This window comes from Cupriavidus sp. 05L310, assembly GCF_056398185.1.
Genome location: NZ_JBFTOX010000026.1, coordinates 61,496 through 84,777 on the forward strand (window position 1 = coordinate 61,496; position 23,282 = coordinate 84,777).

At 65.1% G+C, this 23,282-nt stretch carries 28 protein-coding genes; 18 read left to right on the forward strand and 10 right to left on the reverse strand.

From position 1 onward, the window contains the following. The first annotated feature begins 250 nt into the window (after positions 1-250). Genes AC1DS6_RS19635 through AC1DS6_RS19650 form a run of 4 tightly spaced genes read left to right on the forward strand, consistent with a single transcriptional unit; the run spans position 251 to position 3,276 of the window. Positions 251-973: a DUF4198 domain-containing protein gene (locus AC1DS6_RS19635; protein WP_477102951.1), complete on the forward strand. Its 723-nt coding sequence runs from the start codon at positions 251-253 to the stop codon at positions 971-973. Positions 974-986: 13 nt separating this feature from the next. After that, on the forward strand, positions 987-1,277 hold the full coding sequence (locus AC1DS6_RS19640) for a DUF3649 domain-containing protein (protein ID WP_276289088.1): 291 nt from the start codon (positions 987-989) through the stop codon (positions 1,275-1,277). Further along, positions 1,274-2,920, forward strand: a complete 1,647-nt coding sequence (locus AC1DS6_RS19645; protein ID WP_441626680.1) for a PepSY-associated TM helix domain-containing protein — start codon at positions 1,274-1,276, stop codon at positions 2,918-2,920. The genes AC1DS6_RS19640 and AC1DS6_RS19645 overlap by 4 nt, the downstream gene beginning before the upstream one ends. Further along, the gene (locus tag AC1DS6_RS19650; RefSeq protein WP_477102952.1) at positions 2,917-3,276 is read left to right on the forward strand and encodes a DUF3325 domain-containing protein; all 360 of its coding nucleotides are present in this window, start codon (positions 2,917-2,919) and stop codon (positions 3,274-3,276) included. Before AC1DS6_RS19645 ends, AC1DS6_RS19650 begins: the two co-directional genes overlap by 4 nt. 7 nt (positions 3,277-3,283) lie before the next feature. Here the strand turns inward: AC1DS6_RS19650 and AC1DS6_RS19655 are convergent, their stop codons facing one another. Further along, on the reverse strand, positions 3,284-3,757 hold the full coding sequence (locus AC1DS6_RS19655) for a hypothetical protein (protein WP_477102953.1): 474 nt from the start codon (positions 3,755-3,757) through the stop codon (positions 3,284-3,286). Positions 3,758-3,930: 173 nt separating this feature from the next. Here AC1DS6_RS19655 and AC1DS6_RS19660 point away from each other — a divergent pair, with 173 nt between their 5' ends. Further along, complete coding sequence (locus tag AC1DS6_RS19660) at positions 3,931-4,353, forward strand: PaaI family thioesterase (RefSeq protein ID WP_441626686.1); 423 nt, start codon at positions 3,931-3,933, stop codon at positions 4,351-4,353. 64 nt (positions 4,354-4,417) lie between these two features. Here the strand turns inward: AC1DS6_RS19660 and AC1DS6_RS19665 are convergent, their stop codons facing one another. Beyond that, entirely contained in the window at positions 4,418-4,759 is a 342-nt protein-coding gene (locus tag AC1DS6_RS19665; RefSeq protein ID WP_477102954.1) for an endonuclease, read from the reverse strand. A gap of 270 nt (positions 4,760-5,029) precedes the next feature. Beyond that, complete coding sequence (locus AC1DS6_RS19670; protein ID WP_477102955.1) at positions 5,030-6,454, reverse strand: MFS transporter; 1,425 nt, start codon at positions 6,452-6,454, stop codon at positions 5,030-5,032. 260 nt (positions 6,455-6,714) lie between these two features. Between AC1DS6_RS19670 and AC1DS6_RS19675 the strand changes: the two genes are divergently transcribed. The 6 genes from AC1DS6_RS19675 to AC1DS6_RS19700 all read left to right on the forward strand — a co-directional run bounded on the left by AC1DS6_RS19675 (position 6,715) and on the right by AC1DS6_RS19700 (position 10,872). Beyond that, the gene (locus AC1DS6_RS19675; RefSeq protein WP_477102956.1) at positions 6,715-7,104 is read left to right on the forward strand and encodes a response regulator transcription factor; all 390 of its coding nucleotides are present in this window, start codon (positions 6,715-6,717) and stop codon (positions 7,102-7,104) included. A 135-nt stretch (positions 7,105-7,239) separates the two neighbouring features. Further along, positions 7,240-7,398 carry a hypothetical protein gene (locus AC1DS6_RS19680; RefSeq protein WP_160172310.1) on the forward strand — a complete coding sequence of 53 codons (159 nt, stop codon included), beginning with the start codon at positions 7,240-7,242 and terminating at the stop codon, positions 7,396-7,398. A gap of 189 nt (positions 7,399-7,587) precedes the next feature. Further along, positions 7,588-8,226, forward strand: a complete 639-nt coding sequence (locus tag AC1DS6_RS19685; protein WP_441626694.1) for a hypothetical protein — start codon at positions 7,588-7,590, stop codon at positions 8,224-8,226. A 431-nt stretch (positions 8,227-8,657) separates the two neighbouring features. Further along, entirely contained in the window at positions 8,658-9,053 is a 396-nt protein-coding gene (locus AC1DS6_RS19690; RefSeq protein ID WP_477102975.1) for a hypothetical protein, read from the forward strand. 235 nt (positions 9,054-9,288) lie between these two features. Then, positions 9,289-10,365, forward strand: coding sequence for a methyltransferase (locus AC1DS6_RS19695; RefSeq protein ID WP_477102957.1), 1,077 nt, complete (start codon positions 9,289-9,291; stop codon positions 10,363-10,365). Between the two features lie 42 nt (positions 10,366-10,407). Next, entirely contained in the window at positions 10,408-10,872 is a 465-nt protein-coding gene (locus AC1DS6_RS19700; protein ID WP_035873659.1) for a ferritin-like domain-containing protein, read from the forward strand. A 235-nt stretch (positions 10,873-11,107) separates the two neighbouring features. On the opposite strand, the gene AC1DS6_RS19705 is transcribed toward AC1DS6_RS19700, so the two are convergent. Then, on the reverse strand, positions 11,108-11,236 hold the full coding sequence (locus tag AC1DS6_RS19705; RefSeq protein WP_441626702.1) for a hypothetical protein: 129 nt from the start codon (positions 11,234-11,236) through the stop codon (positions 11,108-11,110). Between the two features lie 157 nt (positions 11,237-11,393). Between AC1DS6_RS19705 and AC1DS6_RS19710 the strand changes: the two genes are divergently transcribed. Further along, a complete protein-coding gene (locus AC1DS6_RS19710; protein WP_477102958.1) occupies positions 11,394-12,281 on the forward strand; it encodes an NAD(P)-dependent oxidoreductase in 888 nt (295 codons plus the stop codon). 106 nt (positions 12,282-12,387) lie between these two features. Here AC1DS6_RS19710 and AC1DS6_RS19715 read toward each other — a convergent pair whose 3' ends face one another. Continuing rightward, positions 12,388-12,681 (reverse strand): hypothetical protein, encoded by a 294-nt coding sequence (locus tag AC1DS6_RS19715; RefSeq protein WP_441626706.1) that lies wholly within the window; start codon positions 12,679-12,681, stop codon positions 12,388-12,390. Between the two features lie 78 nt (positions 12,682-12,759). Beyond that, on the reverse strand, positions 12,760-13,479 hold the full coding sequence (locus AC1DS6_RS19720) for a Crp/Fnr family transcriptional regulator (RefSeq protein WP_477102959.1): 720 nt from the start codon (positions 13,477-13,479) through the stop codon (positions 12,760-12,762). A gap of 427 nt (positions 13,480-13,906) precedes the next feature. On the opposite strand from AC1DS6_RS19720, the gene AC1DS6_RS19725 reads away from it, so the two are divergent. Then, the gene (locus AC1DS6_RS19725; RefSeq protein ID WP_441626710.1) at positions 13,907-14,182 is read left to right on the forward strand and encodes a hypothetical protein; all 276 of its coding nucleotides are present in this window, start codon (positions 13,907-13,909) and stop codon (positions 14,180-14,182) included. 16 nt (positions 14,183-14,198) lie between these two features. Here AC1DS6_RS19725 and AC1DS6_RS19730 read toward each other — a convergent pair whose 3' ends face one another. Continuing rightward, complete coding sequence (locus AC1DS6_RS19730) at positions 14,199-14,414, reverse strand: hypothetical protein (protein WP_477102960.1); 216 nt, start codon at positions 14,412-14,414, stop codon at positions 14,199-14,201. A gap of 150 nt (positions 14,415-14,564) precedes the next feature. On the opposite strand from AC1DS6_RS19730, the gene AC1DS6_RS19735 reads away from it, so the two are divergent. From AC1DS6_RS19735 to AC1DS6_RS19755, 5 genes are all read left to right on the forward strand, one after another. Further along, positions 14,565-15,044, forward strand: a complete 480-nt coding sequence (locus tag AC1DS6_RS19735; RefSeq protein ID WP_477102961.1) for a hypothetical protein — start codon at positions 14,565-14,567, stop codon at positions 15,042-15,044. Between the two features lie 496 nt (positions 15,045-15,540). Continuing rightward, positions 15,541-16,905 carry a TAXI family TRAP transporter solute-binding subunit gene (locus tag AC1DS6_RS19740; RefSeq protein ID WP_477102962.1) on the forward strand — a complete coding sequence of 455 codons (1,365 nt, stop codon included), beginning with the start codon at positions 15,541-15,543 and terminating at the stop codon, positions 16,903-16,905. Positions 16,906-17,141: 236 nt separating this feature from the next. After that, on the forward strand, positions 17,142-18,359 hold the full coding sequence (locus AC1DS6_RS19745; RefSeq protein WP_441626718.1) for a DUF4382 domain-containing protein: 1,218 nt from the start codon (positions 17,142-17,144) through the stop codon (positions 18,357-18,359). Between the two features lie 261 nt (positions 18,360-18,620). Next, positions 18,621-18,902, forward strand: coding sequence for a hypothetical protein (locus AC1DS6_RS19750; protein WP_441626720.1), 282 nt, complete (start codon positions 18,621-18,623; stop codon positions 18,900-18,902). A gap of 404 nt (positions 18,903-19,306) precedes the next feature. Further along, positions 19,307-19,813: a lipocalin-like domain-containing protein gene (locus tag AC1DS6_RS19755; protein ID WP_441626721.1), complete on the forward strand. Its 507-nt coding sequence runs from the start codon at positions 19,307-19,309 to the stop codon at positions 19,811-19,813. A 234-nt stretch (positions 19,814-20,047) separates the two neighbouring features. Here the strand turns inward: AC1DS6_RS19755 and AC1DS6_RS19760 are convergent, their stop codons facing one another. The 3 genes from AC1DS6_RS19760 to AC1DS6_RS19770 all read right to left on the reverse strand — a co-directional run bounded on the left by AC1DS6_RS19760 (position 20,048) and on the right by AC1DS6_RS19770 (position 23,276). After that, positions 20,048-21,019 (reverse strand): quinone oxidoreductase family protein, encoded by a 972-nt coding sequence (locus AC1DS6_RS19760; RefSeq protein WP_477102963.1) that lies wholly within the window; start codon positions 21,017-21,019, stop codon positions 20,048-20,050. A 135-nt stretch (positions 21,020-21,154) separates the two neighbouring features. Continuing rightward, positions 21,155-22,147 (reverse strand): Bug family tripartite tricarboxylate transporter substrate binding protein, encoded by a 993-nt coding sequence (locus tag AC1DS6_RS19765; protein ID WP_441626724.1) that lies wholly within the window; start codon positions 22,145-22,147, stop codon positions 21,155-21,157. A 70-nt stretch (positions 22,148-22,217) separates the two neighbouring features. Continuing rightward, on the reverse strand, positions 22,218-23,276 hold the full coding sequence (locus AC1DS6_RS19770) for a beta-keto acid cleavage family enzyme (RefSeq protein ID WP_477102964.1): 1,059 nt from the start codon (positions 23,274-23,276) through the stop codon (positions 22,218-22,220). Positions 23,277-23,282 lie beyond the last annotated feature (6 nt).

Genomic DNA, 23,282 nt, shown 5'->3' on the forward strand with positions numbered 1-23,282 from the left:
CATACTTCCAACAAGCCAAAAGCCCCACTCCGGCCCCCTTCCAGACGCTGCAAACCGGCCTCCGGAGCGCCGCCGCCCGGTATCGCATCCAACCCGGGCAATCCGTCGCCCTATTCCAAAATCCACACAATTCAAATGAGAACGATTATCATATGCGTCTTTCGCAAGGCGCTTTCCGGGCATCCCGCCGGGCACCATGCGCAACTCGGCGCCGCCACGCACCGCCTTACCTTGAAAGGACGCATAGCCAATGCATCGCCTCATTACCTCCGCTCTCCTTTGCAGCGCCGCGCTTGCCGGCACCGCCCAGGCCCATCAGGTCTGGCTGGAACAGACGCCCGCGACAGCCCAGCTGTATTTCGGCGAGTTCAACGAGAACCTGCGCGAGGTTTCGCCGGGATTGCTTGACCGCTTCGTGCAGCCCACCGCCACCCTGGTGACCGCCAGGGGCGAGCAAGCGCTCAAGGCCGACAAGGCCGCCAACGGCTTCGTCCTGTCGGCGCGTGCCGGCGCTGGCGAGTCCATCGTCGCGCAGGATGCCGGCTATCCCGTGCGCGAACGCAAGGAGGGCGACAAGGTAATCCGCACCGCCTGGACGCCGGCGGCCCGCTTGCTCGGCGCCGGCAGCACCGCCGCGCTGGCCCCCAAGCTCGCGCTGGACATCGTGCCGACCGGCCGCGCCGGCGAGTACCAGGTGGTCTACGCCGGCCAGCCGCTGCCGAAGGCCAAGGTGGGCGTGGCGGTACAGTCGGGCTGGGGACGGGAGTTGCGCACCGACGACCGGGGGATCGTGCGCCTGGCGCAGCCGTGGCAGGGCACCTACGTGCTGGAAGTGCACCACGTCGACCAGACGCCCGGCGAGCGCAACGGCAAGCCGTATGACATCGCCAGCTACGTCACCACCCTGTCGCTGACGCAGACGGATGGCCTGGCCGCGCTACCCGCCGCACCGGCCGCCGCGCCGAACAAGTAAGGAAGGGGCCGACATGGGGCTGAGCCAGACCGGCCGCTATCGCCTGAGCGTTGTCTCGCGCGTGGTGGCCGCCATCGGGGGCGGTTACGTACTGGCGTCCGTAGCCACCGGCCTGCTGGCCGTGCTGCTGCCGCTGCCGCCCGCCGAGGCGGTGATGACCGCCACGCTGCTGTCGTTCTCGCTGTACGCGTGCGCGGTGCTATGGGTGTTCGCCGCCGGCAGCGCGTTGCGTGCATGGACCGGCGTGGCCGTGCCCGCGATCGTGTTTGGCGCGCTGCTGGCTGCCTTGCGGAGCGCATCGTGAAGGCCGGTTTGCGTCAGTCGATGGCATGGCTGCACAGCTGGTCCGGGCTGCTGGTGTGCTGGGTCCTGCTGCTGGTGTTCTGCGCCGGCACAGCGAGTTATTTCAAGGACGAGATCACGCTGTGGATGAAGCCTGAGCTGCATCGCCCGGCGGCCACGCCAGTGTCCAGCGCCGAAGCGGCGAGCCGCGCGGTGGCATTCCTGCAGCACAACGCAGCCGATTCGCCGCGCTGGCTCATCGACCTGCCGGACGAGCGCAACCCCGTGGTGCAGGTGCGCTGGATGCGTCCGCCCGGCGCCGCGGCCTCCGGCATCGCGGGCGGCCGCGGACGCTTCGAGAGCCGCACGCTGGACCCCGCCACCGGCGCCTTCCTGCAACAGGTGCGCGACACGCGCGGCGGCGAGTTCCTTTATCGCCTGCACTTCGACCTGTATTTCATGCAGGCGATCTGGGCGCGCTGGATCGTCGGCTTCTGCGCCATGTTCATGCTGGTCGCCATCCTCAGCGGCGTCATCACGCACCGGCGCATCTTCCAGGACTTCTTCACCTTCCGGCCGCGCAAGGGCCAGCGCTCCTGGCTCGACGCGCACAATGCCACGGCCGTGCTGGCCCTGCCCTTCCACCTGATGATCACCTACACCGGCCTGGTGACGCTGATGTTCATGTACATGCCGTGGGGCATCCAGACGGCATACCAGGGCAACCAGCAGGCCTTCTTCAACGATGCCTTCGGACGCGCGCCCCAGGCAAAGCCGAGCGGACAGGCGGCCCCGCTGGCACCGGTCGCGCCGCTGGTCGAGCGAGCCGCGCGCCACTGGGATGGCGCGCAGCCCGGCAGGATCGACATCACGCTGCCCGGCGACACAAATGCCGCCATCAGGGTGTCGCGCGGCGCGGGCAAATCACTGTCCTCCGACGAACCGTCGATGCGCTTCGATGGCGTCACGGGCGCCCTTGTCGCAACCGTAGGCGATACGCCCGCGGCCGCCAGCCAGACCCGCGGCGTGATGGTGGGCCTGCACGAGGCGCACTTCGCCGGCCCCCTGCTACGCGCGCTGTTCTTCCTGAGCGGCCTGGCGGGTTGCGCCATGGTCGCCACGGGCGCGCTGCTATGGGGCGTGAAGACGCGCCAGGGCCAGGCCAGGGCGCTGGCCGCGGGCGCGCGCCCAAGCTTCGGCCTGCGGCTGGTGGATGCACTCAACATTGGTGCCATCGCCGGCCTGCCGATCGCATTCGCCGCCTATTTCTGGGCCAACCGGCTGCTGCCGGTGTCGATGGCGCAGCGCCCCGACGCTGAGATCCATGCCTTCTTCATCGCCTGGGCCGCGGCCGCCGTGCTGGCACAGTTACGGCCAACGCGCGGAATGTGGCGTGCGCAACTGTGGGGCGGCGCGCTGATGCTCGCCGCCATACCGGTGCTCAACGCCGCCACCACCGATACCCACCTGGGCGTGACGCTGCTGCAAGGCCAGGGGCCCGCGGCCGTGGCGGGCTTCGACCTGACGGTACTGGCGCTGGGCATCGCGCTGGCCGCGGCAGCGTATATGCTGGGCCGCCGCTCGAAGGCGCGCACGCCCGCGCGGCGCGCGGCGCGAGCCGATGACGCGGGTCTGCAGGGCGGCGACGCGAAGGGGGTGGCATGAACGCCAGCCTTGGCTTTTTCACCGCGCTAGCCTTGACCTATAGCGGCTTCGCGGCGCTCAGCCAGACGCTTGACCGCCACTATGCCGATCGCCATGGCCGCGGCAGTTCCCCTGGCGCATCGGAGCGGCTGCGGCTGCATGGGCTGGGCTGGGCCGCGCTGGCCCTCGCCCTGGCCGCTTGCGTGCGGCACGAAGGCTGGCCGATGGGCACCGTCTCCTGGCTCGGCACGCTGACGCTCGGCGCGCTGCTGCTGGTGTTGCTGCTTTCCTACGCGCCTGCAATCGCCGTACGCGCGGCCCTGTGGACGGGGGCGCTGGGCGGATGCGGGCTACTAGTCCTGAGCGTGGCGGCCTGAGCCATGGCTACCGGCATTTCTTGTACGGCGCATACTCCTTGCCGTTCCAGCGCCAGACCGGGAAGCAAGTGCCCGGACCGCCCACCGCGATGTCGGGAAAGCCGAGATTCTTCGACTTCAACGCCTCCGGCTGCCCCGGAAAGCCGAACTGCGGCTTCCACTGTCCGTTGGCATCCTTGATGTACAACTGCATGAAGACCCCGGCCATGCCGCCCACGCAAGTGCCGTAGAGGTTGGTGAACACCTCCGGCTGGCCGTCGCCGTTCAGGTCGATCACGGTGGCGTCGTAATCCACGGATTCATTGCAGGCCTTGTCGAAGACCTTGCCCTTGAGCGCCTTGAGCTGGCCGTTGGTGGCCTCGACGACGATCCTGGCATCGGCGGTGGGCGCGGCCTGCACCACTGCGGGCGGGCCAAGCGCCCCGGCCAAGGCGAGCGCCACGCTCAGCATGCTGGCCAGGGACTGTGGATACCTGCGCATCGCGGTCTCCTTAGCTTAGGGGTGAGGGTATGCAACGCTGTTTCTACTTCCCCTTCACTCCGGAGCAGCGAACCTAGCCTTTCGATGATACGAAGAACCCGTGAAGGATGCCAGCCACGAATGCGGGGCTATCATTACGGCCATTCCAACTTATCGCCACCGGCCCGGTAGCCATGCCTGACAACACCCCCGCAAGCCAGCCCTACGCGCTGGAAAATCCCTTTCTCGAATCCCTGGATGTCGTCATCGAAGCGTGGCAGCCGGACCTGGTACGGATGTCGCTGGTGCCGCAGGCCGCGCACGTCAACAATACGGGCGTGGTACAAGGCGGCATCCTGGCCACGCTGCTGGACGCGGCGGGGGGCTACGCCGGCTTGTTCCCGGAGAACGGCGTGCGCCGCGCCGCCACGACCATCTCGCTGAACGTCAACTATGTCTCCTCCGCGCACGTGGAACCGCTGCTAGTGGTGGGCAGGCGCGTGGGCGGCGGGCGGCGGGTGTTCTTCTCCAACGCCGAGATCACGGATAGCCAGGGCAGGCTGATCGCCACCGCGCAGGCAGCATTCCGCCGGAAGGATACGGTCTCGGCATCCTAGACAACGTGAAACACTCCCGCGAAAGGGGACAGCGAGGCGAGCGCCAAGGGAATCAACCTGGCGTTCAGGCGCCATCCAGGAAGGGGCTGCGCATGCCGAGGCGCGTACCGAGGCTCGGGCCGAGCCAGCGCGACCGGTCCATATAGGCGGCTGAACCTACTTCGGGCTCCGGTTGCGCCACGGCGAAATCCTGGCGCGTCGACTGGTTTGCGCCTTGCGTGTAGGGATCGAACCTGTCGGGGCTGCGCGCACCGCCCGCATAGGGATCGGTGAGGCCGGTCCCGGTATTCGTCGCCGCACCCTGGCTGTACGGGTCGCGCGCGCCGGGCGCGGGTTGCGCCTGGGCCGAGAAAGCCACGACAGCGGCGCTGGCCAGCAGCAGGTTCCTGGCAAGATGATGTTTCATGAATATCTCCTTGGACGCCCTGAGGCGCTGGATTGAAAATGGGACAGCCTGTTGTGCAAAGCTGAACGCCTGCCTTGTGCAAGCGAGACACGTGCCAGTTCGACAACATCCGACAAGCGCCCGCCCGAGGCCATGGCAGGCATGCAGCATGGCGCGCAAACCGTGCCACGCCGCGTGGCCGGGACCAGCGCGAATCTCCCCGATTCAATGCACGCCTTACATGCCGGCCTTACAAAACACGCAAGGATGCGGCGTTAGCGCTGGCGGCATTCACTGTTTGCGCGCCGACAGCGGTGGCGCAATGTCCTCCAGTGGCCGCTGTTCCGCGCTGACGGCATAGCGCAAGGCGAACAGGCCCGCGCCAATCACCATCGCCGCACCAATGCCATAGCCGCCGGCCACCGCCGCGCGACTGCCGGTTTCGATCAGTGCGCCGAACAGCAAAGGCCCGATAAATCCCCCGCTGCCCGTCCCCACAGCATAGAAGACGGAAATGGCCAGCGCGCGCGTCTCCAGCGGAAAGACCTCGCTAACCGTCAGGTAGGCAGAACTGGCCGCGGCGGACGCCAGGAAAAACACGGCCGACCAGCACAGCGCCTGGCTGCGCGCATCGAGCCAGCCCTGCACGAAGGCCCATCCGGTCAACCCCAGGCCCACGCCTGACAGCACATAGGTAAGCCCGATCATGCGGCGCCGTCCCACGTGATCGAACAGCGGCCCCAACAGCAGCGGACCGAGCACGTTGCCCAGCGCGAAGGGGAAGATGTACAACCCTACGCGGTTGTCAGGCACGCCGTGAAACCGCGTCAGTACCAATGCATAGGTGAAGAAGATGGCGTTATAGAAAAACGCCTGCGAAATCATCAGCGCCAGGGCCACCGCGCTGCGCAGCCGGTAGCGCTTTAACAGCACATGCGCAACCTCGCCCAGGGTCGCCGCGCCGCACCGGGAAAACGTAACCGTGCCGGTTGCCGGTGGCAGCGTCCCGTACTGCGCGGTCACCTGCGCCTCGATCGCGGTGAGGATATGGCCGGCTTCCTCGCCACGCCCGTGCGAAAGCAGCCAGCGCGGGCTTTCCGGCACATCCCGGCGCACCATCAGGATGGCCACCGCCAGCACCGCGCCGAGCAGGAACGCGGCGCGCCAGCCCAGCGCCGGGCCCAGCACGCGCGGGTCCAGCAAGATCAGGCTCAGCCCCGCACCGAGCGCCGCGCCAACCCAGAAGCTGCCGTTGATGGCGAGATTGACTCGTCCGCGCAGGCGGGCCGGGATCAGTTCGTCGATCGCCGAGTTGATGGCCGCGTACTCCCCGCCTATGCCAACGCCCGTCAGGAAACGGCACACCGCGAAGAAGACAAAACCGGTGGAGAAAGCGGTGGCCAGGGTCGCGGCCATGTACACGGCAAGCGTCACCAGGAACAAAGTCTTGCGGCCCAGGCGATCGGCGAGCCGGCCGAACACCAGCGCGCCCAGCACCGCCCCGCCCACATACAGAGATCCAAGCCATCCCACCTGCGACGCATCCAGGCCCAGCCCGTCCGGGCGCTCCAGCACGCCGCCCAGCGAGCCCACCAGCGTGACTTCCAGCCCGTCCAGCACCCACGCCACCCCTAGCGCGGTCGCCACCCGCCAGTGCCAGCGCGACCACGGCAGGCGGTCCAGGCGGGCTGGGATATCGCTTTCGATGAGTGGCATAGGCAGTTCCCGGCCCCTGGAGCCGTGGGTGAGCAGGATGGCAGGCACGCCGCCGATGAGTCCGCTGCGGCGTGCAACATGGATGCCGCGGACGCCACAGGCGCAGACGCGCTCGATGACGAGAACGCACCAGCACGGCCATGCAGGCGCGGCCCCCTTTATATTCCTACTGGCCCGGCCCTTGCGTGCATCCGGATCACCTGAGCGCGCTTCAGGCTCGAAGCCCGCCTCCATCATAGGCAGATCCCGTGCAGAGTCGCGTGCATACCATTCTCGTAGTTGACGACGAACCTGGCGTAGCGGACGCCCTGGCCTGCGCGCTTGAGCAAGAAGGCTATGCCGTGGAAAAGGCGTCCGACGGGCTCAGCGCCTTTGCCCTCGCGCAACGCGTGCATCCCAGCGTGGTGGTGACCGACTGGGTCATGCCGCACGCCGACGGCGCGCTGTTGTGCCATCTGCTGCTGGGCGAGCAAGCGCTCAGTGCTACGCCTGTCGTGATCTCGACCAGCGCAAGGCCGGAACCCGCGATTGCCAATGCCACGGTGCGCTACTGCCCCAAGCCCTGCCACCCCGACGAAGTGGTGCGGCTCGTGCATGCCCTGACCGGCGATGCCGACACCCTTCGTGTGTACGACGCACCGCCTGCTTGAAATTCTTACCGCTTGCTTGCGCGCCTGCGGCCCGCGGCCGCAGGGCGCACGCCGGGTCGGTCATTGATGCGTTCGCCGCCACTCGTCAAACCCGACAGGCCTACAATGAATCATGGCCACCTCAAAGGAGCCGCCATGACAACCTATATGCTCTTCCTCGGGGCAATCGTCCTGCTCTACGCTTTCATTATTCGCGCCGGCTTTTTCCACAAATCCCTGCTCTATCCGGAACACGCCCATCCCTTCCACTACTGGTGGGACCGCATCGTCCATCACCAGAAGAAGACTGGTTAGCGCTCTCGCAACACGGAAGGCTCGCAAAGGCCTCCCCGCCCGCCACCCGGCGGGTTTCTTCATGCGCGGACAGGGCGCGAAGTCCGGCACCAACGGCGGAAGGCGGATCCAAGCGCCCCTTGCTGCTCATGCCAGCAACCCAGATGCTAAACTCGCGGCCTTCTCAATCAAGGCCCTCTCCTCCTGTTCATGCGCCTCACCCTATTCGCGTCGCTGTCGCTCTCCCTGGCATGCGCTAGCGCGCTGGCAACCCCGGCGGCCCCCACGCCGGCCCAGGTCACCGCCGCCATCCAGCAGTTCGAAGCCGAGCGTATCAAGCATTTGGAACAGACCGATCCGGCCGCCGCCGAACGCGCCCGCTCACCGGTTGTGGCCTCGCTGGTCGCCTCGATCAAGGCCCATGCGGTCAAGGGCTGCCTGCCGGCCAGCGCCGGCGAGATCGTTTGCATCGTAGGCGTCCAGGCCGGCCTGCGCGACGGCTATCGCGCACTGGCCTTTCGCGACAACCCCGAGCCGTGGGTGCTGGTGCGGCGTGAAACGCCCGACGTGAACGGGCCCGATGCCGCCCAGGCCACCGCCGCGATGCGCGAATTCGCCCGTGCGGAACTGAAGAAGAATCCGGCCGGCGAGCATGCCGCGGAACTGACTTCGATGGCCGAATCGCTGGTGGTCAAGCAACTGAACCACTGCGGCCTGAGCCGCGACAGCGGCAATCTTGGCTGCGACGCCATGATTTCGGTTGGCGGCGCACCGGAAAAGCGCGTCACCGGATTCGCTTTCGCGCTGGAACCCGCGGGTTGGCGCTTTCTGCCCCGCTCCACGGACTGAGCGCGCCGAGCCGCCAATGGCGAGGCCTTGCGGGGGCACAAGAAGTGCCCCTTAGCACACTAAGGCCAAATCAATAGTCTTTCGCGATTACCCCGACACGGGGGATCGTTCGCGCGTCGCGCGGGTGCACAATGCGGCCAGCCCGCTACATGCGGATCTGCCTATACCGCAATACCGTAATACCCGCCTTTGACCCTGACGCTTATGTTCCAGAATCCGAACGCAGATATCGCTGCAGCCCGACGCGCAAATATCTCGAACGAGGCGGGCACCGGCACGCTGCCGGCGTTGTCAGCACAGCCCGCGCAGGCGGGAGAAGCCACCGCTCAACAACTGGCGGAACGCCGGACGCGCGCGCTTGCCGATACGCTTGAAGAAGCCATCCGCAGCCGGCCGTCACGCGCCAGGGCTTCGCGCTGACATTGCGCTTCGTGCGGTGGCGGATGCCGCCGAGCGGCGGGCTTGCCGGTTTGCGCGGCCTGGTTCGCGGTAATCACGTTGCGTCGACGCTGGCCGGAAGCACAATGCCGGGCTCGGCCGATGGCACTGGGACTGCCGCCTCGTTCTCCAGTCCGTACTCTGTGGCGGTCGATGCTGCCGGCAATGTCTACGTTGCCGAGTTCGGAAGCAACACGATCCGCCTTGTCACGCCCGCGGGGGTGGTGACGACACTGGCAGGTTCCCCGGGAGTCGCGGGTTCGGTCGATGGTCCCGGTGCCACCGCGGCCTTCAATTCACCGCTAGGTGTCGCGGTCGACGCGAACGGCAATGTGTACGTGGTGGAGTTCCCGAACAATATGATCCGCAGGGTACGGGCGGCACCGTAAGCTATGGGGCGCACTGGCGTGCACTGGTGCTCTCCCCGTCCTGCTGTGCGCCGCGCCTGCCTGCCCCGGCGCGGCACGCATCGGCAAGCGCTGGACCCGGGGCCTGCACACCTGCCTGATCGCCGCCGGCCGCCGGAATCGCTGGATTTCGCCTCTTCCGACATCTAGAGTTACCAGCATCCTTCCCCACGCCCAGGCGCCCGGATGTCAGCCGGTGGCGGTGATGAGGTGACTTATGCAGAACGGAAAAGATGCCGCCCGCGACGCAACTGCCGCCAGCCCCTGGCAAGTGCCGGACCTGACGCCGGACCGGCTGTTGCAACTCGGCATGGGCTTCTGGGCCGCCAAGACACTCCTGAGCGCGGTGGAGCTTGGCGTGTTCACGCAACTGGCAAAGGCACCGCAGGACGCGGCGGCGCTGAGCGCCGTGCTTGGCCTGCATCCGCGTGGCGCGGTGGATTTTCTCGACGCGCTGGTGGCGTTGCACGCACTCGAACGCGAAGACGGCAAGACCGGCAATCTCTACCGCAACACGCCCGACGCCGGGCTGTTCCTCGACAAGGCCAAGCCCACCTACGTGGGCGGCTTGCTGGAAATGGCCAATGCGCGGCTGTACCCAAGCTGGGCGTCGCTCACCGACTCGCTGCGCTCCGGCCGCCCGCAAAGCGAGGCAGCCGAAGAGGGAGACCTCTTCGCGGCCATCTATCGCGACGAGCAGAGCCTGCGCGGATTCCTGCAAGCCATGACCGGCGTCAGCCTGGCCGCCGCCCAGGCCATGGCGCGCAAATTCCCGTGGGCGGAATGCCAGACCTTTGTCGACATCGGCGCCGCGCAGGGCGCGCTTCCGGTGCAGATCGCACTGGCCCACCCGCACCTGCGCGGCGGCGGCTTCGACCTGCCGGCGGTCGGCCCGGTGTTCCAGGAATATGTCGCCACGCACGGCCTGCAGGACCGCCTGCGCTTTTACCCCGGCGATTTCTTCACGGACCCTTGCCCGCAAGCGGATGTACTGATCATGGGCCACATCCTCCACGACTGGGATATCGAACAGAAGCTTTACCTGCTGGAGAAGTGCTACTCGGCACTGCCGGCCGGTGGGCGCCTGATTGTCTACGACGCCATGATCGACGATGCGCGCCGGCAAAATGCCTTCGGTTTGCTGATGAGCCTGAACATGCTGATCGAAACGCCGGGCGGCTTCGATTACACCGGCGCGCAGTGCTGCGCATGGGCCCGGCAGGTGGGTTTTGCGCAGGCGCGCGTGGAGCCGCTCAGCGGGCCGGATTCCATGATGATCGCAACCCGGCAATAGCAGCGCAGCATCGCAATGCCGACACGACGGGAAGGACCTGCCATGGCTGAAATGGAAAAAGACAAGGTGGTAAGCGTGCTCAACCGGATCCTCGAAGCCGAGCTTGCCGGGGTGGTCCGCTACACCCATTACTCGCTGCTGGTGTTCGGCTTTGGCCGCATCCCGATCGTTTCCTGGCTGCGCGAGCAGGCCGACGAATCGCTGCTGCATGCGCAGCAGGCCGGGGAATGGATCACCACGCTCGGCGCCTATCCGTCGCTGGCCATCGGCAAGCTGCTCGACAGCCATACCTTCGATACCGCGGCCATGCTGCGCGAATCGCTGGAGGCGGAGAACGCCGCCCTCAAGCTGTATCGCGAGTTGCTGGCGCTGGTGGAAGACCGCTCGGTGGCGCTGGAGGAGTTCGCGCGCCAGATGATCCAGATCGAAGAACTGCATGCGGGCGAGGTAGACAAGATGCTGCGCAAGCCAGGGCAATCCGCGGCCTTCGCGCCGCCACCTGCCTGACGCATCCGCCGGCCAGCGGTGAGTCGCTGGCCGACCTGCGGTGCCTCACCGGCGTGCCGACGTCGGGCGCAGTACTTTGCCCAGACCGCCCCGCGCCAGGCGCTGCGCGGCTATCCGGCCATTGCCGGCCCGGAAGCCCTGGCCCGCTTGCCCGATACGCTCTACCGTATTCTTCCTATGCCATGAGGCCGCCTTGCGCGCGCCGTCAGGGTCGCGCGCCTGGATGGCACATGGCCTAGCGCACCACCGTACCGCTCAAGCCGTATTTCTCGGTCATGAATTTCTCGATGGGCAGGCGCGCATCGATGGGGTAGGTGCCCTTGCGGATCCGGCTTGCGGGCAACTCGGTGATACGATCTGCCACGGCCATCGCGCTTGGCGGCTTCCCGGGCGCTGCGGCGCGCTTTGGCGCCCCCGCCGGTCAGGCCTTCCCGCGCCGGCGACTACCTGGAAATCAAAGACATCTGCGCCGGCGGCCCCGGCAAGCGCGCCGCAATACCCGGCACAAGAACGGAGACAGCATGAAGACAATCGGCATGATCGGCATCGGCATGATGGGCCATGGCATCGCCACCAATATCGCAAGGCACGGCCATCCGATGGTGCTGCTGGACCATCCCGGCAACCAGCCGCTGGACAACCTGCTGGCTGCCGGCGCCACCACGGCTGCCAGCCCGGCCGCGCTGGCGCGCGCGGTGGAGGTCGTGATCCTGTGTGTCACCGGCACGCCGGAAGTGGAAGACGTGCTGTTCCGCCCGGATGGCGTGATCGCCGGCCTGCGCCCGGGCGCCGTGGTGATCGACTGCTCCACCGCCATCCCCTCCTCCACCGAGCGCATTGCCGCCGCGGTGGCTGAGGCCGGCGGGCGCTTCCTCGATGCCCCCATGACGCGCACACCAAAGGAAGCCGCCGAAGGCCGCCTCAACCTGATCGTCGGCGGCGACCGCGCGCTGTTCGACGAATGCCGGCCACTGCTGGCCTGCTTCGCCGAGAACATTGTCTACGCCGGGCCGGCCGGCTCAGGCCACCGGCTAAAGCTGCTGCACAACTATGTATCGCTGGGCTTTTCCGCGGTGCTGGCCGAAGCCGCCGCCTGTGCCGGGCGCTCCGGCGTGGACCCGGCCGTGCTGGTGGAAGTGCTCGCCAAGGGCGGCGGCGACGGCGTCATCCTGAACCGCCTGCGCCCCTACATCGAGTCGCGGGACGACTCGGGCTTCCGTTTTTCGATCGCCAATGCGCTCAAGGACATGGGCTACTACACGACCATGGCGCGGGAACTGGGCGCGGCAAGCGCAACGGCAGAGGCAGTCCGGGATACTTACGAGCGCGCCAGCCGCAGCGAGCGGGCGCAGCCCACGGTGCCGGAGCTGATATCCATCCTGGGTGATCCGGCAGGAAAATCGCACTGAACTAAGCCCTGTCCTGGCCCCGGCCGAGGCGCCAGCAAAAAAACGCTGCAGGGCGGCAATCGATGCCACCCTGCACTGTTCGGCTTCGGGCCTTCAGCGCATGCGGTCAGATGCCAAGGATCTTCTTGGCCTCGCCGAGCGACTTCATCGACTCATCATGCTTGCCGGCCTTGTGATAGGCCTCGCCGTCGGCGCGCAGCTTGGCTACCTTGGCGGCGTCTTCCGGCGATAGCGCGGGCTTGGTGGCCAGCTTGGCGTCGATCGCCTTCATCTCGTTCGGGCAATTGTGGGCCAGCGCCAGGCTGCTTGTGCCTAGCAGGACAAGCGCGGCGAGAATGGAAAGGAACTTGCGCACGTCGGTCTCCTTCACGATGCAGGGCAAGTATTCAGCATAGTTCATCGGGAGCGTCGCGCGGCAGCGCTTGTCCGCCCACGATCAGCGTCCTGCCCGGGCTGGACGCCATCCGCCGTGCAGCGTCTAGATCGCCCGCAGGTCGGGCAACAGGCGATCGCACTCCCGCTTCACCACGGCATAGCACTCGCACACGCGCTGCTCCAGCCCTGGCCGATCAAGGACTTCGATATGCCCGTGCCGGTAGCGAATCAGGCCGGCATTCTGCAGTTTCAGCGCCGCCTCCGTCACCCCGGACCTTCGCACGCCGAGCATATTGGCGATCAGTTCCTGCGTCATCCGGAGTTCGTTGGTTGGCAAGCGGTCCATGCTCAGCAACAGCCAGCGGCAAAGCTGCTGCTCAATGGAATGATGCCGGTTGCAGACGGCGGTCTGCGCCATTTGCGTGATCAGGGCCTGCGTATAGCGCAGCAGAAGCCGCTGCATGGGGCCGGCCCGATTGAATTCTTCCTTCATCGCAACGCTGCTCAACCGATAGGCCCTACCGGCGCTTTGCACGATCGCGCGGCTTGGGGTGGTTTCGCCCCCCATGAACAGGGCGATCCCGACTATCCCTTCGTTACCGACGATGGCGATCTCGGCGGACGCGCCGTTCTCCATCACATAAAGCAGCGAGATAATCGACGTGGTTGGAAAATACACATGCTCGAGCCGGTCGCCCGACTCGTAGATAACCTGCCCCAGCGGCAAGTCGACTGGCACCAGTTGTGGCGTCAGGCGAGCCCATTCCGCTTCGGGCAGCACCGCCAACAGATGATTTGCCTTGGGATTTTCCTGCTTCTGCATGCGTCTGCCCTCTGGAATTCAGGATCTGCCTCCTGCAGGGCTTGCGACCGGCAAATTGCTGGTCAGGACCGCGCTCTGAGCCATAGTGTAAGCCAGCCGCGCGACGCCCATTCCGAAGCCCCTTCAATTCAGGGCCCGCCCGCCCGAGGGTGGAAAGAAATTCCAACACACTTGCACGTTAGCGTACCGACTTGCCCCGGGCGATCGCCTATTGTCGGGGCGGTGTGGATTCACCAGACAGCAGGGTTCAGCGGTCAAGAGAAAGACCGGCAACCGATCATCACCGCGCCGCGAAGCATACATCACACGGCCACAGGACTGATGTGCAGTGCGTGTTCTACCGCGGTCACCGTAAGCCTCCCCCTTGAGACGCACGGTAGGTAGTGGCAGTTAAGCCACTTATTGGCGAACGTTTTTTGGAGGGCTCATGCAAGCCCCACGCAATGGTCACAGTGTGATCGTCTATCCCGACATGATCGGTGGATGGTATTTCGCGGAAATCGACGGGAGAGCCGTCTATCGCTTCGGGCCACTCGAATCGCACAAGCTCCTCAGGGAGCTTGTCGGGATATTGTTTCCGGATATCCCCGTACTCGAACTCGTAGAACCGTCGTCGCTAATGGATGACAGCACCCTGATGATTCTGGGCAACGCGGAGCGAGTGGCAAAGATCACCGAAGAGCAGAAAACTGCCTGGCAGTAGACGCGGCTGCAAACTATTACAAAGGGTCAAGCAGCCGACCAGCGACGGCGGCGAAAGCAAGCTGCGCTGAAGCGTTACCACTTTTTGCCCTCGCCTTCGGGCCGAGGGCATTTTTTTCGTCATGCGCCATCGTGACTGGCGAAAACGGGCTCATCGCGCCGGGCACGCCATGCGGCTTGCCGCCTGTTTTCGTGTCCGCCACCGTACCGACGTTGCGGCAAATTGATGTCATTCTGGTTCTGTCGCGGCGCCGGCGCGCTCAACGAAGGCTGGCCGGAGTCTGGGCCTGGCCTCGGGGAGCCAAGGCAAACGCCATCATGCGCAGCCAGCTCTCTTCCCCCGGCTCCCGGCCCGAGCAACGCAACGATAGCGAGGTGACATCATGCGTAGCATCCTGTATTTCCGGCTCAGCGACATCGCTGCCGCAAGAAGCATTCAATCGAGGATGCGAGAGTTGCCCGTTTCCCCCGTGCATATCGGAGGGCCCTGGTTCATCCAGCGTGACGGCCAGCCCATGCAGGGCTTGCCTAATGCCGAGACCCGACAAACCACGTATCGCAACGAGTGGGCAATAGCAGGCGCTTTATGCGGCGCCGTGCTGGCAGTCTTTGCCACTTTGCACTTTGGCACCTCGGCCGGTACGTTCGCCAGCGCGCTGGCCTGCCTGGCTGGCGGCGCCTTTGGCGCCCTGGCCGGGTGGTGGCTGGGGGGAAAGCTTGGCGGACACATCCAGCGAGGCAAGGTCGCCCGGCAACGCGCACAGCTTGCGCAGGGAGAAATGCTGCTGGTCGCAAGCTGCTCCAAGGGGACCAGGGATTCCGTGCGGCTCATGGTCAGTGAATTGGGCGGTGTCAGCGTTTAGGAACACGGTGCCGTCCGGACCGGTTCCGCGCCTTGTCCAGTAGCGTAGCGACGCGCGGCCCTGGACGGCGCGATGATTGCTCAGCACCAACGGCTTGCCTGATTTATGTTCCGCCACCCTTGTTGATGCCCCGGAACGGCCGCCACGGCCTGTCCGTCTGCGGCGTCGCGCCTGCCGGCGATCGCGGACAGATGTACACCCCCGATCGCACGGGCGATAGCCGGGAGCGCGATTACTCACTGAGGAATGGATGGATGCAATAGGTGGTCTGACGGCGGGGCCAACCCACAGCCCTGACACGCGGATTCACTATGCAGGAGAGTGGCTGGACCGGACAGTCCGAATCACGTTCCGGATGTGACCGGCAGACAACCCAGCAGGGGCGTTACCAGCACTTCGCGCTCGGCAGCACCGCCGCCCGGCCACCCCGCATGGAAAAATACGGCCTCGCGCGGGTGCTATCATCCAGCCGCTCTACCCTTCCGCAATCGTGCCGATGACGCCCGACCCCACGCCAGAAAGACCCAAGACAACCACTGCACTCCCCGATATCCACCGCTTGCGCGCCCGTTTTGTCGCGATTTCCTGGCGCGACCTGGCCGTGTCCTTTGGTCCCGCGCTTGTATTCAGCCTGGCGGCGCTGTGGCTGGCGGTCTGGCTGGTGCAGCCGGCGCCGCCGAATACCATCTCCATCAGCGCAGGCCCCAAGGGCAGTTCCTTCCATGACGCGGCCGAGAAGTATGCAAAGATCCTTGCGCGCAATGGCATCACCTTGAATGTGCTGGCCTCCGAGGGCTCGCTGGACAATGTGCGGCGGCTGTCCGACGGCAAGCAGGCAGTCGACCTGGCACTGGTGCAGAGCGGCATCTCCAGCGAGGTGGACAAGGAGGGACTGGTCTCGCTGGGCGGCGTGTTCTATGCCCCGATCTCCGTGCTGTACCGTGGCAAGGAAATGCACAAGCTGTCCGACTTCCGCAAGTCGCGCATCGCCATCGGCCGCGAAGGCAGCGGCGCCCGCGTGCTGGCCCTGGCCTTGCTCAAGGCAAACGGCATCGAGCCTGGCGGCAGCGCCAGCCTCATCGCATACGATGGCGACGACGCCGCGCAAGCGCTGGTCGACGGCGAGATCGACGTGGCCATGCTCACCGGCGATTCCGCCACGGGCCCGACCATGCGCAAGCTGTTCCGCACGCCAGGAATCCGGCTGCTGGATTTCGCGCAGGCCGATGCGTATACCCGGCGCTTCCTTTACCTGCAGAAGCTGGTGCTGCCCACCGGCGTGTTCGACCTCGGCAAGAACCTGCCGGCGCATCCCATCCGTCTGATCAGCCCGACGGTGGAACTGGTGGCGCGCGACACCCTGCACCCCGCGCTGTCCGACCTGCTGATCGAAGCCGCGCGCGAGGTCCATGGCAAGGCCGGCCTGATGCAGAATGCCGGACAGTTTCCCTCCGCGACCGCGCATGAGTTCCCGCTGAGCGACGATGCCACCCGCTACTACGCATCGGGCAAGGGCTTCCTCTACCGGCATCTCCCGTTCTGGCTGGCGAGCCTGCTTGACCGCGCCCTGGTGGTGCTGGTGCCCATTATCGTGATCCTGATTCCGGCCTTCCGGCTGGTGCCGTCGCTGTACAGCTGGCGCGTCAAATCCCGCATCTATCGCTGGTACGGCGCCTTGATAGAAATCGAGCGCGTCGCGCTGGTGAACCCCACCGACGAGGAGAAGACGGAGCTGGCCGCGCGCCTCGACCAGATCGAGGAGGCGGTGAACAAGATGAAGATGCCACTCGCCTACGCCGACCAGTTCTACGTACTGCGCGAGCATATTGTCTTCGTCCGGCGCAGGCTGACCGGATCGTAATCAAGGTTATTCACCGGCTCGATCGATTCGATCGCGACCATGAAGCGCCGAATCTGGCTGTGCCTGGCAGGGCGATTTCTGGGACGCGCATTTGATTTAAGACATAGCATTGCTTGGTTGTCTGGCGCCTGTTGTAATTCGTTCTCGCGTCAGCCGGACATTAACAAAGTTTTACAACGAGACAGAGCGATCCAAACTATGCTCGGCACGCCAAGAGATTTACGAGGGGACATATCATGAACGCGACAACAATCGTCTCATCGCCATTGCGACTGCTTGCATTGAGCAGTGCACTCGCTCTTGCCGCCTGCGGCGGGGGCGGCGACGGCTCATCGAACAGCACCACCAGCAACAGTGCAGGCACCTTGAGTGTGTCGATGACCGATGCACCCGCCTGTGGCTTTGATCATGTCTTTGTCACGGTTGACAAAGTTCGGGTCCACACAGATCCCAACGCGGACATCAACGGCACCGGCTGGGTCGACGTCACTGTGAGCCCGGCACGGCGAATTGATCTGCTATCGCTTACAAATGGCGTACTCACCACCCTCGGTCAGACTCCGCTTCCGGCCGGCACTTACCAGCAGATCCGCCTGGTGCTCGTGGCCAATGGCGCCGGCGCGCTTGCCAATTCGGTGGTACCCACTGGCGCTGCCGAGCAAGCGCTCGACACACCCAGCGCCGTCCAGACCGGCATCAAGATCAACCGCCCCTTCACCGTGGCCCCTGATACGTTGACCGATCTGGTGCTGGACTTCGATGCTTGCAAGTCGATCGTCACACGCGGCAACAAAACCTATGGGCTCAAGCCGGTGGTTACCGCTTTACCAACGGTGGTGAGCGGCACTGTCGCCGGTGTGGTGGCCTCCGCGCCAGGCGCCCAGGTATTTGCTGAACGCAACGGCGTCGTGGTCAAGGCGACCGTGGCTGACGCCAGCGGCAACTTCACGCTGTCGCCGATCGAGCAGAGCAGTACCGCCGGCAATGTGGACGTTGTGGTTGTGCCGACCTCGGCCACCGGGCGCGGCACCGGCATCGTGCGAGGCGTGCCGGTCGTGGCACGCAGCAGCACTGTCGTCGCGACGGCTGCTGCACCGCTCAACCTGCCGGCCTCAACGTTTGGCAGAGTCTCCGGTACGATCACCCCCATCACTGCGGCGGGAACCGTCCGTGCCTTGCAGCAAACTGGCGGCGGTACCTTCGAGATTGCCGCCACCGCGGCGGCGTCGGATTCGGGGGCCTACAGCTTGTTCCTGACGCAGCCGGCATTGCCGCTGGCTGGACCTGCGGTTGGCACATACCAGACCCCGCTGCCGGCTGGGGGGATCCTGCTCACGCAGGATGGCACTGTGGCAGGCAAGTACAGTATCCAGGCTACGAGTGCCAGCGGGTCGGTCATCACTCAGCCAGTCACCGTGACCACAACAGGCGTGTCCCAGAACTTCGCATTCTGACGTGCGGGTGCCACTGCCGCGCCGACACTCAAACCCAATAAGAGAGTAGCAACAGATGAAATTCCTATTCGGAGCCGTGCTGACCGCCACGCTCATGGCCGGCTGCGCCGTCTACACACCCGGCGCGGCCGTTGTTGTCCCGGCCGGAGTGGTCGTCGACTCGGGGCCGGGTCCCGGCTTCTGCCCACCCGGGCAGGCAAAGAAAGGGCGTTGCTGAGCACGCGGCGTTTTCCTGAGCAACTTCGGACGTAGGAGAATCGCATGAACAAGATCCGCTTGTTTTCCCTGATCGCAACTTCCATCCTGGCGGCGACCTCGGTAGCCGCTCACGCGCAGCATGGCGGCGGCATGGGCGGGGCGGCTCGAGCCGGCGGTGATTTCGGTGGCCGCTCGGGCAGTCAGATCAGTAGCCGTGGCCTGATCAATAGCAATGGCCCAAATGCGGGTGACCGGGACAAGGGCCGATCGCGCGCTGAGGACCGCAGCGAAATGCGCACGGGTGACCGGCACGGAAAGGTGCATTCGAGCAGCCGCAAACATTAGCCACCGATGGCCTCCGCTGTGAGGCGGCGGCCATCGCCCAAAATGAGGTCGGCATTAGGCGCACAAGCAGACGCCGGCCTTCTTCAAAACTTCTTGTTAGCGGCTAGCCCGCGACCACCCTGCTTCAATTCGAAATGTGACGGGAGAAAGTTCCGATCCATTAGCTGCAATGGGGCGAAGAGTACCAAAGCTGATTTCAGGACGGCAAGTATCCCTAACCGTTTGCGCCGCCCTGGAGTCGCCGCTCGCCGGCAGTTAGCGCTGTGCCGATGCAAAAACCACCTTTCTGCCAAGGCGAGCCATCACCTATGCTTGGCAGAGAACCGCAGTTCCAATGTACGCCAGCTGACAGACATCCGGGGACGCGCCGGGAACGATTCATCCTTTGACCTTGGAGGAGTCGAATGAACAGCATCCTTGGGAAGTACTCTCCGATGGTGGCGATATGTCTGGGCGCTGCGCTCCCAGCGACCGGCGTGTTTGCTCAAGAAGCCTACGATATAGTCGGAACGTGGACGCTTGTCTCATCAGTTCTCGATAAGGACGGAAAGAAGATCGATCAGTTCGGTCCAGGGGCGAAAGGGATGATGATTCTGGATGCCCAAGGCCGGTTTATGCTAACCATCATTGGGGCGGATCTGCCAAAATTTGCCTCCGGTAATCGCGCTGCTGGTTCGCTAGAGGAAAACAAGGCGGTAATCGGCAAGAGCGTTGCCCTCTTCGGCACCTACGCCTTAAATCCGGAAGGCAAGAGCCTCACTCTCAATATCGATAAATCGACCTTTCCAAACTGGGACGCAACCGAACAGAAGCGCTCCGTGGTCGCGCTCAGCCGAGACGATCTTCAATACATGACTGCGCAAGCGTCCGGGGGCGGCTCCGCGACGGTAACCTGGAAGCGCGCAAGATAGACGGGCGTAATGGCGAATGCCAAGGATCGGCTCCGATCGACCTGGATTGGGGAGCTAAAAGGAGCGACCGTTCAAGGCCGATTCTGTCCGCACGGACTTCCCTCAAGAGTCAATATCGGGACAATCCGATCTGCGGCGTTTGCGCATGCAAGCGCCGAGATGGCGGTGACAAAGCGATATCGTCTTCATCACGCCATCTCGGGCGATCGCTTCGGCAACGTGACAATGCCTCTGTCAGGGCACCAGGACGGTGGACCCTACTGTCTTGCGGGACTCGAGCGCCCGGTGCGCGTCGGCGGCATCGGCCAGGGCAAAGGTCTGCTGGGGTTCGCTCACGATGCGGCCGGCCAGCACGTGGTCGAACAATTCCCTGGCCATGTCCAGCATGTGTGCGCGCGGCTGGATATAGTGCATCATGGCGGGCCGCGTGAACCAGATCGATCCCTTCGCGGCCAGCATCTGGGAGTCGACAATCACGGCTCCCGACGAGGTGCCGTTGCTGATCAGCGAGCCCCGCGGCTGCAGGCAGTCCAGTGAGGCTTCCAGCGTGTCCTTGCCCACCGAGTCATAGACCACCGGAACACCCTTGCCGTCGGTGATCTCCTTGACGCGCTGCACGATGTTCTCGCGCGAGGTCACGACGGTGTGCGCACAGCCGTTGGCCTTGGCGATCGCGGCTTTCTCGTCGGTACTCACGGTTCCGATCATGGTGACGCCCATCGCCCGCGCCCACTGGCATGCGATCAGCCCCACGCCACCCGCAGCCGCGTGGTAGAGGATGGTCTCGCCACCCTGGAGCGGGTAGACCTGACGGAACAGGTATTGCGCCGTCATGCCCTTCATCATCAGCGTGGCGGCGGTGCGGTCGGAGATGCCATCGGGCAGCGGGATCAGCACCGCCGCCGGCATCACGCGCACCTGGGAGTAAGCGCCCTGCGGCCCGATCAGGTAGCCGACGCGGTCACCCACGCGGATGTCCGTCACGCCGGAACCCACGGCCTCGACCACACCGACCGCGTCGGAGCCCAGCCCGTTGGGCAGCGCCAGCGGGTAGCGGCCGGTGCGGAAATAGATATCGATGAAGTTCAGCGCGATGTAGCTGTGGCGCACGCGGGCCTCGCCGGGGCCGGGCTCGCCGACCTCGACGTCCCCGCACTTCAGCACTTCCGGGCCGCCGGTTTCATAGAAGCGAATGGCTTTTGACATGTTTGTATTCCTGTGTATGTTCCGAGGGGTCCCACGCGGCCGACTCAGTTGGTCGCTGACAGTCAGGCGATGGGTTCGTGGCCAGGCCAGGCACTGAATGCGTCAACGCGCCGGGGCATGGCCAGGCCCGATCGCTCACTGGTTGAACTTGATGTTGTACGCCTTGACGATCTGCGCGTTGCGCTCGTACTCGGCATGCGTCATTCTGGCCAGCGCTTCGGGGTTTTCGCTGACCATCGGAGAGAAGCTGAGCCCCATCAGCTTCTCGCGTACTTTTGGCGTCGAGGCTACCTTGGTGACCACGGCATTGATCCTGTTCACGATGTCGTCGGGCACCTTGGACGATACGATGACGCCCACCCAGTTCGAGAAATCGATGATCTCGGGGAAGCCCTGCTCCGCCATCGTTGGCACATCGGGCAGTTGCGCCAGCCGCATCGTGGTCCCGACACCGAAGGCCTTGAGCTTGCCTGCCTTGATCAGGGGCAGCGAGGTCACGGCACCGTCGAACATGATGTCGACCTGGCCGCCCATCACGTTCTGCAGCGCGGGTGGCGAGCCCGGGAAGGGCACGTGCTGCAGGTCCAGCCCGGACTTGCTGGCGAAGATGGCGCCTGCGTAGTGCGAGCTGGTTCCCGCGGTGTAGGACGCATAGCTTCCCTGGCCACCCTTGGCGGTCTTGAGGTAGCCGATCAACCCTTTCAGGTCCTTGGCCGGCACCGTCGGCGTTGCCACCAGGACCATGGCGGAGCGGGCCACCATCGTCACCGGCTTCACGTCCTTGACCGGATCGAAACCCGTCTTCATCACCAGCGGAATTTCGGTCAGGATGTTGCTTGCAATGACCATGATCGTCTGGCCATCCGGTGGCGCGAGATTCAGTCCCTGCACACCGATGGCGCCACCGGCGCCCGGCTTGTTGTCGACGATCACCGGTTGGCCGATCTCGGTCGAGATGGCCTCGGACAGCACCCGCGCCACGACGTCCATCGTGCCGCCGGCGGGCGCCGGCACCACGACCCTGACCGGCTTTTGCGACCATGCGTTTGCCGCCAGAGGCGCCGCGCACAGGGCGATGGCGACCCCGAGAAGCGTCGCGCGCTGGCGGTACCTGGTTGCTTGCTTCATCCTTGTCTCCTCGTTGTAGTTGTAGTTGTAGTTGTTGTCGTTGTCGTTGTTGGCCAGGGCGTGGCGACGCTCAGGCGATCTTGCGCAGGTGGCCCTGCTGGCGACCGATGCGGTTTGGCGCGAAGCCGTTGGCCGCCAGGGACTCCTCCACGGTGTCGTAGAACACGCCGATCTTGGAAATCTCGCGCGCCTGCTGCGCAGTGGCGATCGGACGGCCGAACTCGCGTGAAATGCGCACCAGTTGCTCGATCTGCTGGACCGTGCTGAACTTCCTGGTGCGCTGCTGGTTCCAGAGGTTGTCCTCGATGCCGCAGCGCACATGCAGGCCCATGGCGATGCCCATCATGTTGATCGGCAGCACGTTGAGCACGGAGCTTTCCACCGTCAGCACGGCGCCATCGGGCACGGCGCGCACAATGTTGGCCATGTTGTAGATGTTGGGCGCGTCCATGCCGCCGCTGATAGCCACCCAGTTCATGACCAGCGGGCCTTTGTAGATGCCCCTGCGCATCAGGCGCTCGACCGACTCGAAGCTGTTGATGTTGTAGCACTGGAAAGCGCTTTGGATGCCGGCGGCCGACAGGCGGCGGATGTGCTCCTCGACCCAGCCAGGCTGCGAGGGCACCGTCATTTCCTTGTACGCCTGAAAGGTGGCCGGATCTTCCATCGACGTGCCGCGCAGGTCTTCGTAATCGAAGTGCTCCAGCACATTCATCTGCGAGGTGTTCACGGTCACCGTGACCTGGTCGGGCTTGGGATCGAGATCGGCGAGCATGTGGCGCGTATCGTCGGATAGCCACTTGGCGGCGGCGCCATCGGTCTCCGGCGCGAAGGAGATCGAACCACCCACCTGGATGATCATCTCGGGCACGGCCTTGCGCACGCCGGCGACCAGCTCGTTGAATTTGGACAGCCGCTTGGAGCCGCGGCCGTCGAGTTCGCGCACGTGCAGGTGCAGCACCGTGGCGCCCGCGTTGTAGCAGTCCACCGCCTTCCGGATCTGCGCTTCCATCGTCACCGGGATGTCCTCGGGAAAATCAGAAGGGACATAGGACGGCGCGTAGGGTGCTGCCGTGATGATGAGCGGCTGCTGGTTTTCGGGGAACAGGTGTCCGTCGAGAAAGTTCATGGCGTG